At 60.5% G+C, this 16,102-nt stretch carries 13 protein-coding genes; 4 read left to right on the top strand and 9 right to left on the bottom strand.

Annotated features, from left to right (window positions below):
* Positions 1–236: 236 nt before the first annotated feature.
* The 5 genes from clcA to ABIB99_RS34480 all read right to left on the bottom strand — a co-directional run bounded on the left by clcA (position 237) and on the right by ABIB99_RS34480 (position 6,696).
* Positions 237–1,655 (bottom strand): H(+)/Cl(-) exchange transporter ClcA, encoded by a 1,419-nt coding sequence (gene clcA, locus ABIB99_RS34500; RefSeq protein WP_354179908.1) that lies wholly within the window; start codon positions 1,653–1,655, stop codon positions 237–239.
* 218 nt (positions 1,656–1,873) lie between these two features.
* The gene (locus ABIB99_RS34495; protein ID WP_028157629.1) at positions 1,874–2,137 is read right to left on the bottom strand and encodes a hypothetical protein; all 264 of its coding nucleotides are present in this window, start codon (positions 2,135–2,137) and stop codon (positions 1,874–1,876) included.
* A gap of 360 nt (positions 2,138–2,497) precedes the next feature.
* On the bottom strand, positions 2,498–4,171 hold the full coding sequence (locus ABIB99_RS34490) for an arylsulfatase (RefSeq protein ID WP_063983765.1): 1,674 nt from the start codon (positions 4,169–4,171) through the stop codon (positions 2,498–2,500).
* A gap of 295 nt (positions 4,172–4,466) precedes the next feature.
* Positions 4,467–5,468 carry an ABC transporter substrate-binding protein gene (locus ABIB99_RS34485; RefSeq protein ID WP_354179905.1) on the bottom strand — a complete coding sequence of 334 codons (1,002 nt, stop codon included), beginning with the start codon at positions 5,466–5,468 and terminating at the stop codon, positions 4,467–4,469.
* A gap of 238 nt (positions 5,469–5,706) precedes the next feature.
* On the bottom strand, positions 5,707–6,696 hold the full coding sequence (locus ABIB99_RS34480; RefSeq protein ID WP_354179903.1) for a phosphatase PAP2 family protein: 990 nt from the start codon (positions 6,694–6,696) through the stop codon (positions 5,707–5,709).
* Between the two features lie 122 nt (positions 6,697–6,818).
* On the opposite strand from ABIB99_RS34480, the gene ABIB99_RS34475 reads away from it, so the two are divergent.
* The gene (locus ABIB99_RS34475) at positions 6,819–7,871 is read left to right on the top strand and encodes a phosphatase PAP2 family protein (RefSeq protein WP_354179901.1); all 1,053 of its coding nucleotides are present in this window, start codon (positions 6,819–6,821) and stop codon (positions 7,869–7,871) included.
* Positions 7,872–8,352: 481 nt separating this feature from the next.
* On the opposite strand, the gene ABIB99_RS34470 is transcribed toward ABIB99_RS34475, so the two are convergent.
* The 3 genes from ABIB99_RS34470 to ABIB99_RS34460 form a co-directional block, all read right to left on the bottom strand.
* Positions 8,353–9,303 carry a transglycosylase SLT domain-containing protein gene (locus tag ABIB99_RS34470; RefSeq protein WP_354122525.1) on the bottom strand — a complete coding sequence of 317 codons (951 nt, stop codon included), beginning with the start codon at positions 9,301–9,303 and terminating at the stop codon, positions 8,353–8,355.
* 752 nt (positions 9,304–10,055) lie between these two features.
* Positions 10,056–11,798 carry an adenylate/guanylate cyclase domain-containing protein gene (locus tag ABIB99_RS34465; protein WP_231144868.1) on the bottom strand — a complete coding sequence of 581 codons (1,743 nt, stop codon included), beginning with the start codon at positions 11,796–11,798 and terminating at the stop codon, positions 10,056–10,058.
* Between the two features lie 428 nt (positions 11,799–12,226).
* Entirely contained in the window at positions 12,227–12,724 is a 498-nt protein-coding gene (locus tag ABIB99_RS34460; RefSeq protein ID WP_231144870.1) for a peptide deformylase, read from the bottom strand.
* Between the two features lie 78 nt (positions 12,725–12,802).
* Here ABIB99_RS34460 and ABIB99_RS34455 point away from each other — a divergent pair, with 78 nt between their 5' ends.
* Together ABIB99_RS34455 and ABIB99_RS34450 are read left to right on the top strand one after the other, a co-directional pair.
* Positions 12,803–13,387, top strand: a complete 585-nt coding sequence (locus ABIB99_RS34455) for a TetR/AcrR family transcriptional regulator (RefSeq protein ID WP_063983759.1) — start codon at positions 12,803–12,805, stop codon at positions 13,385–13,387.
* Positions 13,388–13,492: 105 nt separating this feature from the next.
* Positions 13,493–14,074: a DUF308 domain-containing protein gene (locus ABIB99_RS34450; protein WP_354179898.1), complete on the top strand. Its 582-nt coding sequence runs from the start codon at positions 13,493–13,495 to the stop codon at positions 14,072–14,074.
* A 17-nt stretch (positions 14,075–14,091) separates the two neighbouring features.
* On the opposite strand, the gene ABIB99_RS34445 is transcribed toward ABIB99_RS34450, so the two are convergent.
* On the bottom strand, positions 14,092–14,553 hold the full coding sequence (locus ABIB99_RS34445) for a cupin domain-containing protein (protein ID WP_063983757.1): 462 nt from the start codon (positions 14,551–14,553) through the stop codon (positions 14,092–14,094).
* Between the two features lie 322 nt (positions 14,554–14,875).
* On the opposite strand from ABIB99_RS34445, the gene ABIB99_RS34440 reads away from it, so the two are divergent.
* Positions 14,876–16,096 carry an MFS transporter gene (locus ABIB99_RS34440; RefSeq protein ID WP_063983756.1) on the top strand — a complete coding sequence of 407 codons (1,221 nt, stop codon included), beginning with the start codon at positions 14,876–14,878 and terminating at the stop codon, positions 16,094–16,096.
* Positions 16,097–16,102 lie beyond the last annotated feature (6 nt).

Below are 16,102 nucleotides of genomic sequence, written 5' to 3'. Positions count from 1 at the left end.
CGCTTCATCCGAGACCCCCGCAAATCGTGCGGGAATCATACCGCGAGAATCACGTCAAGCGCCGCGTTTTTACACAGCCAGGGTCACAAGCCGACATCTGAGCAAAGACCACAAAGCGTCCGCCAGGGGCCCACAAGCGGAAATGAACGCTGCTCAAGAACAGAATTTCCGATGGGGAAGTCGAAGGCTCAAAACGTTGCAACGCATCGGCGTCGTTGGGGTGGGTGACACCGATCTCATCTCTGTCTGATTTGCCGCTCCAAGCGCAGCGTATGCTCACGCAGGGAATCGTAAATCGGCGCATTACCCAGCAGCATGGGCAGCAGCATCGCCATGAAGCAAGCTCCCAGCATCGGCAGCAGCATCGTCACGTTACCGGTCATTTCAGCGACGAGAACGATGCCGGTCACCGGCGCGCGCACAACGCCGGTGAAGAGAGCGGCCATGCCCACCAAAGCAAATGCTTCCGGCTGGATAGAGAGCGCCGGGAATGCAAGACGGCAAGCCGCCCCGAACAGCAACCCAGACTGGGCTCCCAGCACGAGCAAGGGTGCGAACAGGCCGCCGGGCGTGCCGGCAGCGTATGAGAGAGCGCCGAGTCCGAATCTGATCAGGAATGCGCCCCCCAGGATCCCGACACTCTCGTGGCCGATCAGCGCCCGCTGCGTGATCTGATCTCCGCCACCGACCAGTTCGGGCGCGAACCAGGCCAACATGCCGACGCTTGCGCCGATCAATCCGGCGCGTAGCTCGATCGGTATCGGTAGCCCTCCAAATCGGTCGCGAACTGCGATGGTCGCGAGCAGGGTGCGATTGTATGCGACGGCCAGCAGGCCTGCGATGCCACCCAGAGCAAGGAACAGCGGGGCGGACTCAGCGCTGGGATAGCTCAGCGGCCCGATGTGAAAGTCGGGCGCGTCACCGAGAAGCAGCCTTGCGACTGGGATCGCCGTCGCCAGTGCTGCAAGGGCGGCGATGGCAACACGGTGTTCGAACCTCTGCACCAGTTCCTCCAGCACGAACACGAGCCCGGCAATCGGCGCATTGAAGGCCGTTGCAAGGCCGGCGCCGGCGCCGGCCGCCAGAAGCACTCGCGAGTCCGCCCAACACAACCGGCAGACGCGCGCAGCGAAAACCGCGATGCCGGCGCCCATCTGGACGGTCGGCCCCTCACGGCCCAGCGCCAGCCCGGAGCCGATCGCCAGTATTCCGCCGAAGAATTTCACTGGCACCAGGCCAAACGGAGCCGGCGGGATCTCTTCGCGCAGAACAGCTTCGACATGCGGAATGCCGCTGCCCGAAGCGTGTGGCGAGAATTGCCGCACCATCCCCGCGGCAACCAGGGTCGCGACACCGCACGCGCCGACGACAGTCAAGAACCCCCAGATTGCGTGGCCATGGGCCCAGGCGATCATCGCATCGCGCAGACGATCGGCATGCGCGAGCAAAAGCCGGAAGATCGCCCCAACACATCCAGTCGCCGCTCCTATGATGAGAGCCATCGCCGCGAGCCCCAACAGGCTGCGACGTTCGTCTGCGACTTGCCGGTCGTCGTCAGGGTTATGGTCCACGGCTGGTCGATGATCCCGAGGCCTTCGCAAGGGATAATCTTTGCCAAAATCGCTGGCGAATGTCCCGGAAAAGAATGCTTCCAACTTGACCGAACAACTGCCTCTCCGACCGATATGCTAGGGACCTCACCGCACGTCCCAACGATAAGGTGCGCCGAACCAAGGCCCCGCTTTGGGTCACAGGCTGACTTCGACAACCTGCTTGACCTGGTTCGCTTATCTCCTGAAAGCAGACATTGCAGCCCTCTGAGCAGAGGTCAGCCACGGGCCAAAAACAGACAACTGAAACAGCCGCGACCTGATCAGCCGCAGATGCGCACGCGGCGCTCGCGCCAGCCATGCCCGTCCCAGAAGCGCTGGGTTATCCAGTGGCAGGGCGGGATCGGCTCTCCAACCGGGGCATCGACATAGCCCGACCAGTACGGATAGCCGCCGGGTCCGGGATAAGTGCGCGGATACGGATTGCCGCCGGGGCCGTAATCATAGCGCGGACCAGCATAAGCGGGCGAGGCTGCTGAAACGACCAAAGTCGCGACGGCAGCGAGAGCCAACAACGTCTTCCTCATGGTGATCCCTTTCCAACGCTGCGAAGGCTGCAAGACGATCGCCGAGCAATGCAGCGTCAGCGTCGACAAGCTGAAATGTCAAGGAGAGTGATCTCAGCAAGGCTATTGTCTGGCGACCTCCTCGGATGTCGCCTTCGGGTCAAAATGCGAAGAACACAGAGTGAGCAAAGTCAGTCCGCTCTACCCCACCAAGCGGACCTCAATGAAAGGTGTCGTCACTTCGCTGATGGGCCAAAAGGCGACGTTGGCTCCCGCCGGGCAAGCACTCGATGCGCGACGGCGAGCCGCTCGTGAAAGCCGACCCGCCGTATGCCGCTTGATGCAGCCCGTCAGCCAATGGCTTCACGGGACGTCGCGATATTACCCACCGCTCCCCTTGATATTCGGCAGGTTTTTCATGTCGAGCATCGGGACCGGGTTTTCCGGGCGCTGCAGATCCGGTCTCCAATCGTTCGAGGCTCCGCCCGGCTTACGCTTGATGCTTGGATAGTCGGCAATCGATTTGTTGAACTCCATCACGACGGGGAAGATTAGTGCCAAGACCCAGCCGTTGTCCTGTCCGGTGTACTTGCCCGGCGACTGCAATGGCATACGTGCCGACATCGCGCCGTTGAAAACCATGTCGTATTTCTCGAATGGGTCCATCGTCAGATTGTAGACCGAGCCAATCGCGCCGAGATTTTGCTCCGGACCGAGCCAAGTGTCCTTGGCCGTCCAGAGATACTTCCACGCGATGCTGAGATCGGGGTTGGTTGGATCACCGCCGACATCCGCCCGCGCTCCCATGAAGCTTTCGCCGTCGATGTAAATCCACGACCTTCGTGCCGAGTGCTTCGCGCGGCCGAGGATGTACTCGCTGTTGTCGATGCTGTCGAAGTAGATTGGCCTGCCATTATCGTCGGTCCAGGCGCCGTGCGGCGGCGGGCTCAGGCCGACCATCTTGGCGAGCGTTGCCCAGCAGTCGATATGGGACATCATTTCATGGTAATTTGCACCGGCGGGAATGTGTTCGGGCCACCACATTAACCCGGGTACGCGCCAGCCTCCTTCAAATGCTGAACCCTTTTCGCCGCGGAAAGGCGTGGTGCCCGCATCAGGATAAGCATCCTGCCACGCCCCGTTGTCTGCCGTTACGATCACAATCGTATTCGGCGCTTCGGCACGGATCGCGTCCATGACCCGGCCGATGTCGTCATCGAGTTCTATCACCGAGTCCGAGTAATCGCCCAACCGCGACTTCCCGGCGAATTTTGATGATGCGTTGGTCGGGTTGTGCATCTTCATGAAATTGACGTCCATGAAGAATGGCTTGGCGTCCTTGGCGTGCTTCTTGATGTAATCGATTGCGTAATCAGCCTGCCGGACGTCAAAGTTGGCGAGGTAATCGTACGTAATGTACTCGCCTCTCTTCGCCGGTTGTCCAGCAACTCCCTCCCACTCGTACATGTTTACGACATCAAAATAGGCTTTCGCGATCTCTGGGTTGTACGAGGGAAACCATGGATGAAACCACTTGGACGTATCGGCATAGGTGTAGACGCCCGGATAGTATGCGGCGAACGCCTTCATCTCGTCGAACCCGTGCTCGATCGGATAGGACTCCGGCTTATCACCGAGATGCCACTTGCCAGAAAAGTAGGTGGAGTAGCCGTTCTTTTGAAAAAATTCGGCTATGGTCGGCGTCTCCTTTTTGAGCGCATTCTCATCGCCCGGAGCGACCACGATGGAGAGCGCCGAACGGATCGGAATACGTCCGGTTATAAACGAGGCGCGGCCTGCCGTGCAGCTTGCTTGCCCGTACCAGTTCGTGAACGTCGCGCCTTCCTTAGCGATCCGGTCGATGTTTGGTGTTGGATGGCCGAGCGCGGCGCCACCCCCGCTATAGGCGCCGAAATCGTTCCATCCAGTGTCGTCCGTCATTAGCATGACGACATTTGGCCGCTTCTGCTGCTGTGCGGTCGCTTGAGGTACCGCAACCAACATCGCGCCGAACAGTGCGAACATGCCGTGCGCAACACTCTTTCGGATACTCATGACTGCTTCCTCCGATTTCAAAGGTCGGTCACTTGTGCCAAACGAATGGATATGTCGCAGTCGTGCTTTTAGCTCTGCGCCACAGCGTGTTCAATGTGCGATTGTTTGATTTAGATCAAGACACCGATTGTGACGGGTCTATGCCGCTTGCTAGGCGTCGCTCCACGATGTCCGCTGCGGGTCAAAAGCGACGGTTTGGCGATGTCCGCGCTACTTCCGCTTTACCCCCGAAAACCGACATTCATCGTGAGGGGCGGCATGTCTCAAAGGGGCCAATCGCAGACATTCTGCCTGCTCATTCGATCACTTCGTCGGCGGTCAGGAGAGAGTCTCGACCAGCCGCCAAACCAAGCGCCTTGGCCGCTTTAAGGTTTACAACCAGCTCGAACTTGGTTGGCTGCTGTATCGGCAACTCGGCCGGCGTTGCGCCTTTGAGTATTCTGTCCAGATAGATAGCGGTCGCGCGTGACAGGTCAGGCAGGTTGACTCCGTAAGAGACAAGGCCACCGAGCTCCACGCCCTCTCTGGCGGCGTAGATCGTCGGGAGGCGGTTCTTCTCGGCAAAGGGTACAATCCGAGAGTACTGGCTGTACAGCATCGGACTAGGAAACACGACGAGACCATCCGCTCGCGCTTTGGCCAACTCCGCAAACGCGCTTTCGAGATCGGCGGGGCTATCCGCCGGCACAAGTTGAAGGCTTGCTCCGAGAGATCGGGCGGCGCTCTCAATCTCGTTCAGCATCCCCTTCATTGTGCGCTCACCGTATGCGCGAGGGTGCCACAAAACGACAACGTGAGAGAGACCGGGAACGATCTCCTTAAGCAGTTGAAGCCGTTTGGACACCAACTCCGGGCCGAGAAATGCCGTCCCGGTGACATTGCCGCCCGGCCGCGCCAGGCTGGAAGCGAGTTCGTCGTCGACGGGATCTGCCATGCCTATGCCGACAATCGGAATGGTGGAAGTCGCTTTCTTGGCTGCGCGGACGGCCGGGGTAGCCAAAGCAACAATTGCGTCGAAGCGGTGCGTCACGAATTCCTGCGCGTACTCGTTGAGCTTGTCCTCATCGCCGTCTGCGAATTTACGGTAAAACGCGACATTCTTTCCTTCAGTATAGCCGAGCACACGCAATGCCGGCACAAACGCATCGAGAGTCTTTAGACTTGCGTCGGACTTGTCACCGCGGCCGAGTGAAAGCACACCGATCTGATGAAGCTTGGTCGATTGCTGAGCATGACCTGCGAACGGCCACGTTGCAGCCATACCCCCAACAACCGTGATGAACTTGCGCCGTTTCATGCGGCCCTCAGCCAAGCCGAACTATCGTACAGACAAAAGGTGGCGCCTTGGAAGTGTAATCAGGCCGGTGAAAGTCTGCTTTGGGTCACACACGGAAGAACTCGGGCTGAGCATATCAAGTCTGCTTCACCCCCAAGGAGCGGACATCTAGCGGACATGCCGGGTCGACCGCTTGGAGCCAAAAGCCGGCGTCCAAAGGTGTATCCCAAACCGGGACTTCTTACGACGGCGTGGCCGTTCAAACGCCGCGGCCAAAGGCAGGATCGACCAGCCGACCCGGTTCCGCCGATGCCGACTGCGTCGAGACCGCCAGCGGGCTTGCAGCGACGACCGCCGTTAGGCATTTCGACAACTGGATCGTCAGCGCAGCCACCGACACGCCGGCGATCACATCAACAAAATAATGCCCCCCAACCAGCGGGGTCGCAACGAGCATTCCCGCATTCAAGATCAGGAGGGCGGGACGCAGCCACCAGATGCTCCACAAACTCCAGATGCTAAGAAGCGCCGTCGCAGCGTGAAAGCTCGGGAAGGTGAGGATGCCGCCGAGTTCCGTGAGCTTGAGTGCTCGCAGCGTGCCATCGCGTAGCATCGGTATGTCGCGCGCCTGTCCTCCATATCCGTTCGCCTTGAATATCTCGGTGTCGGAGGGGAGCCCAAACTCGAAATAGGTGCCGATCGCCGGAAACAGGGTGGAGACAGCAATCACCACGCACGACGCCAAAATTGCCGCCATCACGAACTGCTGCAGACGGATATATTGCCCCGTCAGCCCCAGTATGACCGGTACGCCGAAGGCTGGCACGAGGATCATTGCGTAAAAGAACTTGGCGTAGAGCAGCAATTCCGGATTGGCCATCGCAAAATGGAAATATGCAGGCCAATCCAGGCCGAGCAATCGGTCGAGCTCGGCGAATCTTGAGTCCTGCAGCGGCATCCCGGCGCTCAAGCCGATATACGACAGCGGCGCCGCGCAGATCACGCCAGATCCCATCTGCGCAAATGCAAGCATCGTGAATGCCGGTCGCTCGCCCCAACTCCGCCGCATGAGCCACAACCCGGTAGCCGCCAGCGCTGGCGCTGTGACGACCTCCGTCGTTACCAGACCTTCCAGCGTGAAGGTTGTTACAGCCAGTCCGAGGCAAAGTGACATCGCACATCCAGCTACAAGGCTCCAATTGATCAATTGCAACCTGTTTGCAATCCGTCGCTCCATGTGACCGACCAAGTGCGACTCCTCTTTGGAAGCACAATAGCCACAACGACCTACAATCTGAGGGCGTGTCAAGGCGTGTACCCAATCTGTTACACACGCTTTTATTGTTAATGTATTAATGGTTGTAATGCTATTTGCGCTATCGCAATTCCACGGGTGACTGCAAATGGCTCTGGAGTCTTATGGGGGGGGCGTCACATTCAAAGCAGGACAGCTTAACGCAAGACGAACTTGTTTCTCTGCGCCTGTTCCAGCTGAATTGGGCGCTCATCTTCCTTGTTCTGGTCAGTCTTTGTCTTGGCCTTTTGCTAACCAGTTTCCGTGTCGAGTGGAGCAGCTACCTCGCCATGCTCGGAATGGCCGGGCTCTACGGTATCATCGGTCATCTCAATGAGCGATCCGCGGCCAGAAACGCGAAGATCTACGCCACGCTCATAACGCTGGCGCAGTTCATTTCAATGCTCGTGCTGCTCATTTCTCTCGGTTACGTCGCGGCTGCAGCGAATTTGCCCATGCAGGAAAAAAATCTGCTGGCGCTCGACCGTATGCTTGGATTCGATTTCAGGGCCTACCTCGGCCTCGTGAACGACCAACTGCCGCTGCGCTGGGCTTTCACGCAAACATACGGTTCCATCCATCGGCAGCTTCTTATCCTGATGTTTATCCTGCCGCTGTTCGGTCATCACCGACGTGCAGCAGAGTTCGCGTTTGGCTTCGCCATCGCGCTGATTGCGACAACCATCATCTCCACGCTGGTGCCGGCGATTGGCGCTTATCACGCGGTCGGAATCGTGCCGGCCGACCATCCCAATATCGAACCAGTCGTCTACTACGGGACCCTGAAAGAACTTCCGCTCGTGCGCGACGGCACCACCAGACTGCTCAACGCCTATTCTCTAGGTTCTATCCTGACGTTTCCGAGTTTTCATGCCGTTTGTGCGGTTCTTTACGCTTGGGCTCTTTGGCCGTTCCGGTGGCTGAGGATCGCCGGCCTTTTGTGGAATGTCGTCATGATCGCGGCTACGCCGATCGGTGGTGGGCACTTCTTCGCTGATGTCTGGGCTGGATTGGTCGTTGCCCTCGGATCAATTTACACTGTGCAACGTCTCGGAAACCATCTGGCTCAGGAAGGCCGTTGGAAAGGAGCGTCGCCTGTGTCTCAAGTGACAGAGCTTCACGTGCAATGACTGCTGTAATGGTCACCACTGGCGTGCCGGTGACAGAGTCTAACGTTGGTGACGTTTCAATAAATTTGGGGAAAGCACTAATTTTGCTGGCTGCGCTCCTACCTTCTTCGGAAGGCTCCCACAGCAGACGATGACAACAACTAGATTGGGTACGTTCGACCGCTTTGGGTCAAAATGCGAAGAACTCAGAGTGAGCAAATCCAGTCCGCTTCACCCCACTAAGCGGACCTCAACGAGGAGTGTCGTCACTTCGCTGATGGGTTATCAGCCGACGTGATTGCCTGTGAATAATCTAGGAGTCCGGGCCGCGGAGCGGCACTGGTCGAGGTATTGGGTCAATCCGGCCGCGGGAGCCGAACAACCACCCAGTCTCTGAGCGGAACGCAAACTTACCTGGCGCCGGAAACTAGATTGCCGACACAGCTTCTCGACGAAACGAATGTCGACCCAGAGGTGTGCGTGTGCGCAGTCGCAAGCTGTTCTATCTCGAGCGTTCGGCCGCCGCCGTTAGCACAGGATAGCGGGCATAGAGCGTGTCGACGCGGTCCCGCCACATCGCCACGAACGCACCCGAGGTGAGATCATCGACCGACTTCCATTCGCGTTTGACCGCAGGCAGCGTATTGCCCCAGATAGCGCGCTTGCACCATCGCTCGCCCTTTGCCGAGCCCTCCCGGGTTGCGCACATCGACTTCCAGGCAATCCGCTGCGGACGGCTGATGTGTTGGGCGGCTCCTTCCCAGCCCTGCTGGTGGATCAGGTAGAGGTCGGAAAGGGTCGGCTTTTTCTGCGTCAATATTTCGAATAGCGCAGCCTCGCTGAGAAACTTGTAGGCGGCACCTACAGCGTTGTCGCGAGGATTGAGGATGTCGCCCGATCCGTATTTGCTGAACTCAAACTTGCTCAGCTGGAACAGGCCGATATAGGAGCCGGTGCGTTGCTTGGGATTGAAATCGGATTCGATTTTGGCGACCGCCTTCATGAAGTTGACATCGACACCGAACGCTTCGGCTGCACGTTCGATCTCCTGGACGGGCGTTCCGAGCGGAACGTCGCTCAACGCCGACAAGGCGATCTTTGCGGGTTTTTCCGGCGGCGGAATTTCCGAGTAGACGTAGTATTTGAGATACGACGGTTTGCCTTCGCCCGGATTGGGCGAAGCAACGGGCGGACGGTCCTGCTGTAGCGTTGCCGAGTTCTCGGGCGACGCTGCCTCAAGGCTGGCGACCTGCACCATTGGCTCTTGCGAAGTGGTTACATCGGACGGCGGCACCGAGTCCGGCGCCGCGGCGCTGAATCCCGCCGCAACGATCGCATTAGCCGATAATCCTGTATCGAATTTCGTCTCGATGGCCGGGGCCGGAAACGCGGCGCCAGCATTTGACAGAACCGTCGTCACATTCAGCGGGATGCCGCTGAATGCATCAGCCACTCTTGCATTCGGCGTTGCGATGCTTGGGCGCGGTACCGCGATCTGACCAATCGCGACAAGCGAAGTCGCTGTCAGCGCGCCGGCAATACAGCTTGTTTGCCAAATCTTCAATGTCGCCAGCCGCGCGGCCGCGGTCCCCCCATTCACGTCCCCGACTTGGCACGCAGATTAAGGAGGTGAGGGGATGACAATGGGGCGCACCTGTGGCGCAGGTGCGGCCGGTCTCGGTCACGTCGCCAAGATTGCCTAAATTGAAAGTTGCGGTCGTGATGCGCCTCCCGCCGAGGAACAGGACGGGCGCCATATCGCGCAACCATCGCTAAACAAGGCATCTTCGTGCGTTAGCGCATCGAGACCGGCGCCCGCGCGCACACCGCTCCCAAGCATCTCGAGGCCGCGACGTCGCAAGACCCGAGGACGGTTCGCTGGGAATGGACAATCGCGATCCGCTTTATGACGCGCTAGCGTCGGTCTCAGCGGAGCTGGTCTAGCCAAGCTCAGGTCTGCCGTGACCGTTGTCTCCGCTCGGGCCGGAGCGTTGCGGCTTACCACAGCGCCTGCCGCATTCTTGCACAACAGTAAACTAGTGCGCCAATGTCTCAGTTGGGTCAATCGCGTCGGTTGGCCCGTAGCTCGAAGACTTCCGGTCTACTCCCCGCTCCGGACATGTCGCAAACTGAAGCGATGGGCCATAACCGGACTCATGCGTCGCAGCAGAGTGCCGCTATTCAATCGCCTCATGGGATGGAGAGCTAATCGGGCAACCCCGCTTTCCGAAGACCCTCAATAAACAGCTTTGCGTTTGATAGTCCGGCCCGGGCGATAAGCGCCGATATTGTAAAGGCGGGATCGATCTCAAGCACACGCGCCGCCGCGTCGTGCGCCTCAGCGTCACGTCCGAGATGGGCGAAGGCGGACGCGAGCCATTGGTAAGTTGCCAAATAAAGGTTCTGACGAAGGGCTTTCTTCAATACGACGATGGCTTCGTCAAAGCGGCGAAGCTCGATAAGGGCCTGCCCAATGCCAGTAAGCGTCATGTATAGTAGCGGGTCTACTGGGCTCATGCGAACGGCACGTTCAAAGCTCCAGATCGCTTCCTCCGGCAGCCCCGCAATTCTATAGACATGGCCTCTGCAGCTCCATGTGAGCCATGAATTTGGGTTGAGCCCGACCGCCCGGTCAGCCATTTCGATCTCGGCTTCACGATCGCCGACCATGAACGCCGAGATTACGGCAGCCCTTGCTAACGTGTCCGGATCGCCATCGTCGATGCTCAATGCCAAACGAGCAAGCCGAACCGCTTCCTTGCGGTCGAACTGAGGGTCGTTGGCATAGCCCAAAAGGACGTTGAGCATGTGGCAGACACCTGCCAGAGCCGCGACAGCGCCGAACCGAGGGTCGAGCTCCAAGGCGCGGTGGAACAGTCGGATTGCCTCGGCCAACCCTTCGCGGGTCCTTAGGTAGAACTGCGGCATGGCACGGAGATAAAAATCATACGCGGTGAGGTTCTCTGGCCGCCGCCGCGTCGCCAATTCAATTTCTGTTTGAAGCATCTTTGGCTCAATGGCCGAGACAACGGCGAGCGTTACTTCGTCCTGAAGAGCAAAAACGTCGGTCAGGTCACGCTCAAACCTGTCCACCCAGATGTGCGCGCCTGTAACCGCATCGATCAACTGCCCTGTGATGCGAACTTTCCCCGACGCCTTCCGCACAGACCCCTCGAGGACATAGCGCACGCCGAGCCTTCGCCCGACCTCCTTGATATCGACCGCTCGACCCTTGAAGGTGAAGCTCGAATTGCGCGCGATCACGAACAGCGACTTGAAGCGCGACAGTGCGGTGATGATCTCCTCGACCATTCCGTCCGCAAAGTATTCCTGTTCGGGATCGCCGCTCATGTTCTCGAACGGCAGTACGGCGATGGAAGGCTTGTCCGGGTGTGGCGGGGCCGCACTCAGCCCCTCTGTCAGCGCCCCTGGCGCTCCGGCGCGGACAGCGTAGGCGCGGACCGGCTTGGAGATGTTCTTGAGCTGCTGCTCGCCACGATCCTCGAAGCCAGCGTCTAGCTTGCCCTCGACTTCGTTGTAGACCTTGTCGGAAATCAGGATACCGCCCGGATCGGCGATCCCCTCCAGCCGAACAGCAATGTTGATCCCGTCGCCGTAGAGGTCGTCGTCCTGTCCAACGATCACGTCACCAAGGTTGAGCCCGATGCGTAGCTTGAATGGACCGCTACCCTCGGCGAGATGATCCTGTATCTCAACCGCGCATCTCATGGCGGCCAGGGGACTGGCGAACTCGGCGAGTGCGCCATCACCCGTTGTCTTGATTAGACGGCCTTCGTGGCGGGAGAGGCTCGGCTCGATCAGTTCTCGCTTGAGCCGCTCGAACTCGGCATAGGTAGCTTCCTCGGCGCGTTGCATCAACGCAGAGTAGCCGACCACGTCGGCAGCCAAAATCGCCGCTAATCGCCTTTGAACCCGCTGCTCCGTCACAGCGCTCTCCGAACGGCCAGCCAAAAATTCGCTGGGGCCAGGAGGAGCCTAGCACTTTGTTGCGGACCTGTGAGCGGTAATCGCGGGAGGGCCCTGTTGCCCCGAGGTGGCATTTGCTGTTGCGGCAACTCGGAAGGTCCGAGTTGGGTCACGACCGGTAAGGCTTGGATCGAGCACGTGAGTTCTGCTTCGCATCCGAAAGCGGACATCTCGCCTCAATGAGTACACGCCCTCTGGAAGTACAACGCCAATCGGCTTGAATTTCGTGCAAACCTGGAGCTGCAGTGGCGGGAGTTCTCTCTGAAATCTCGCTCTGTATGCCGAGACCCAGTGCCGACCTCTACCGAAATCCATGAACATCTCAGAGCTGCAACACGCATCGACACAACCAGGTCTGTCGGCGAGCCTGCACTGGCTGTGCGACGCGCTCAATCCCGCGACATCTTCTCGAACTTCTTCACCAGCCGTTCCCGCTTCAGCCGCGACAGCCGCTGGATCCAGAACATGCCGTCGAGCTGGTCGATCTCGTGCTGGTGACAAACGGCGCGTAAGCCATCCGACTCCTCGCTGTGCATGTTGCCGTCGAGATCCCAGTAGCTGATCCGCACCCTTGCGTGGCGCTGGACCTCGTCGTTGACGCCGGGCATCGAGACGCTGCCTTCCTTGTGCAGGATCATCTCGGGCGAAGCCCACTCGATCTCCGGATTGACGTAGGTTTGCGGACCCGCCTTGGCGTCGAGCTCGAGCACGACGACGCGCAAGGGCACGCCGATATGCGGCGCCGTGATGCCGATGCCGGGCGCGGCGCGCATGGTGTCGAGCAGGTCGGCTGCAAGCTCGCGCAACGCGCCGTCGAATGCGGTGACGGGATGGGCCGGCGTCGCGAGCCGGCGATCGGGATAGCGGAGGAGGGGACGAATGGTCATGCAGGCTCCCTACCACTCACGGATGGTTGAAGCATCCCGTTCTTGACTGCCTACCAACTGGAAGGTAGTCAATCCGCCATGACCAACGTTTCCTCGACGGCCGACGACATCCTGGCCTGCGCGCGTACCCTGATCATCGCGGGCGGCTATAACGGCTTCAGCTATGCCGACGTGGCCGAAATCGTCGGTATCCGCAAGCCGAGCATCCACCACCATTTCGCCAGCAAGGTCGATCTGGTCCGAACCCTCGTGTCGCGCTATCGCGCGGAAGCCGAGGCGGGACTGTCCGCGCTCGAACGCAATGTCGCGGACCCCCGCGACCAGCTCAAAAGCTATGTCCGGTATTGGGAGGCGTGCATCAATGATGCGACGGCGCCTTTCTGCGTGTGTGCGCTGCTTGCCTGCGAGCTACCGATCCTGCCGGAGCAGGTGGCGCTTGAGGTCCGCGCGCATTTCCGTTCGCTGGCGTCGTGGCTGACCTCGGTGATGGAGCGCGGCAAGCGGAAGGGGCAGCTGCATCTCTCCAGCGCAGCGAAGATCGAGGCTGAAGGCTTCATGGCGACCGTTCACGGCGCGATGCTGTCGGCGCGTGCCTATGGCGATCCAAAGATGTTCGGTGTGATCACCGGGCCGCTGCTGGATCGGTTGTCCGCCAGGCACTGAAACATATCGACGAGACGACAACGACACGCCCGCAGGTGAGCTTGCGGGCGAGGGTGACTTGTTGTGCGGGAAAACTACCAACTAGTAGGTAAAGGAGAGAGTGCAGTGACGCATCATCAATTGGATCTCGTTCGGGCCGACCGCGAGCAATGGCTGAAGCTCTACTACTTCATCCGGGCGGCGTTCTCCGTCGCCTGGCTCGTTGCCGCCTTTGCCGTCGTCGGGCCGTCATCCGCGGCGATTGCCGGAGCCTTGCTCGTGCTCTATCCGGCATGGGATGCGGCGGCGAACTTGGTCGACGCGTTGCGCAGTGGCGGGCTCGCTCAAAATCGCACGCAGGCGCTGAACGTTCTGGTCAGCCTGGTGACCACTGTCGCGGTCCTCGTCGCCTTGCAGATGAGCATGAACGGGGTGCTCGGCGTCTTCGGGGCCTGGGCGATCCTGTCCGGATTGCTCCAGCTGGGGACCGCGATTCGCCGCTGGAGAAGTTTTGGCGCGCAGTGGGCCATGGTGCTCAGCGGCGGCCAGTCGGCTCTGGCCGGTGGCTTCTTCATCTTTCAGGCCACGACGCCGATGTCTCCAACGATCGCAAATGTCGCGGGCTACGCTGCGGTCGGCGCGATCTACTTCCTGGTCTCGGCGGTATGGCTGACCGTGACCGAGTGGCGGCATGGCGCAGCCATGTGAGGCGTCGCTGTTGCCGTTCATTCGTGCGGATAGGGCGTGCCGTCCTTGTGCAGGAACCGGCCGCTGGAAGCCGGGCTCATCATGTCGACGTCGGAGCAGGTGATGAGGTCATCGGGCGAGCGCGAGCCGACTTCGAGGTAGACGGCCGTCGCATCAGACCGGTTGATCATGTGATGGCCGTTGCCGCTTCCCTTCGGGAAGGCGGCGCAGTCGCCGGCGCTCAGCACGGTTTCGCCCTCGTCCTCGACAAGCGTCAGCTCGCCTTCGAGCACATAGACGAACTCGTCCTCATGCGAATGCCAGTGGCGCTGGCTCGACCAGCTGCCTGGCGGCAGACGCATCAGGTTGACGCCGAAATCCTTAAGCTTTCCGGCATTGCCCAGCCGTTGGCGGATGCGCTCGGCGCAGGGCGCGTCGAGCGGCGCGGGATAACCCGAGCCTTTTCGGCCCGGCACGGTGGCGAGATCAATCTTTGGCATGCAGCTATTCCCTCCGAAGTCGGAGCATTGACCGCGCACCGGATCGGTGGCGTGCGCCAGATCGGCGGCGTCCGGAGTGTGATGAGATCGCGTTGGCGGGATGATGACATTGTGCCGGTGTTTTGCCCGACGTGTCAAACGCGCCCCTCGCGTTGCAGGGCGTTGGTAAGTCTTTGATCCGGCAGCGGCCGGCTACTGTGCATGGGGTTGTTTTCGGGGGTTTGTTTGGCGGCGCCAAAAAAATCTGGTGTCCTCGATGCCGTTGTCGGCAAGCGCAGTTCCCATTCGTCTTCCACCCAGACAGATCTGACGGGAGACCCAAATGAACGCTTCCTCCTATCGCTGGGTGATCGTCGCCGCCGGCGGCTTGCTCGGCTGCGTCGCGATCGGCGGCATGTTTTCGCTGCCGGTGTTCCTCCAGCCGATCGCCAAGGACACCGGCTGGTCGGTGACCGGCATTTCCAGCGCGATGACGATCGGCTTCCTGGCGATGGCCTTCACCAGCATGGCCTGGGGCACGGCGACCGACAGATTCGGGCCGCTGCCGGTGGTGCTGACGGGATCGACGGTGCTGTCGCTCAGCCTGTTCGCCGCAAGTCATGCGACTTCGCTGCTGGCGTTCCAGGTCATGTTCGGCCTTCTGGTCGGCGCCTCCTGCGCGGCGATCTTCGCGCCGATGATGGCGACCGTCACCGGCTGGTTCGACACCCATCGCAGCCTGGCTGTGTCGCTGGTATCGGCCGGCATGGGCATGGCGCCGATGACGATGGCGCCGCTCGCGGCCTGGCTCGTCTCCGGCCACGACTGGCGCACCTCGATGCAGATCGTGGCGCTGGTGGTCGGCGCCATCATGATCCCGGTCTCGTTCCTGGTGCGACGCCCGCCCGCGCTGGCGCATGCCGTGGCCGCGCCTGCGGGCGAGAGCGCGCCGCAAGGGGAGATGTCGCTGGGCGAGGCGCTGCGCTCGCCGCAATTCATGATCCTGCTTGCCACCAACTTCTTCTGCTGCGCCACCCATTCCGGCCCGATCATCCACACCGTCAGCTATGCCGTGAGCTGCGGCATCCCGCTGATCGCGGCGGTGACGATCTACAGCATCGAGGGTTTTGCCGGCATGGGCGGCCGTATCGCCTTCGGGCTGCTCGGCGATCGTTTCGGCGCCAAGCGCGTGCTGGTGACGGGGCTGCTGTTGCAGGCGTTCGGCGCGCTCGCCTATGTCTTCGCGCAGCAGCTCGCGACGTTCTACGCGGTCGGCGCCGTCTTCGGCTTCATCTATGCCGGCACCATGCCGCTCTATGCCGTGCTGGTGCGCGAGAACTTTCCGCTGCGCATGATGGGCACGGTGATCGGCGGCACGGCGATGGCCGGCAGCCTCGGCATGGCGACCGGCCCGCTCGCCGGCGGCCTGATCTACGACGCCTTCTCCAGCTACGCCTGGCTCTATATCGCCTCCTGGGCAATGGGCCTCGGCGCCTTCCTGATGGCGATGAATTTCAGGCCATTCGCGAAGCCGCAAGGCGAGACCGCGGTGGCGGCGGCGTGACGAGGT

The sequence above is a fragment of the Bradyrhizobium sp. LA6.1 genome (assembly GCF_040547805.1).
Lineage (GTDB): Bacteria > Pseudomonadota > Alphaproteobacteria > Rhizobiales > Xanthobacteraceae > Bradyrhizobium > Bradyrhizobium barranii.
This window is presented reverse-complemented; position numbering and strand designations above follow the sequence as displayed.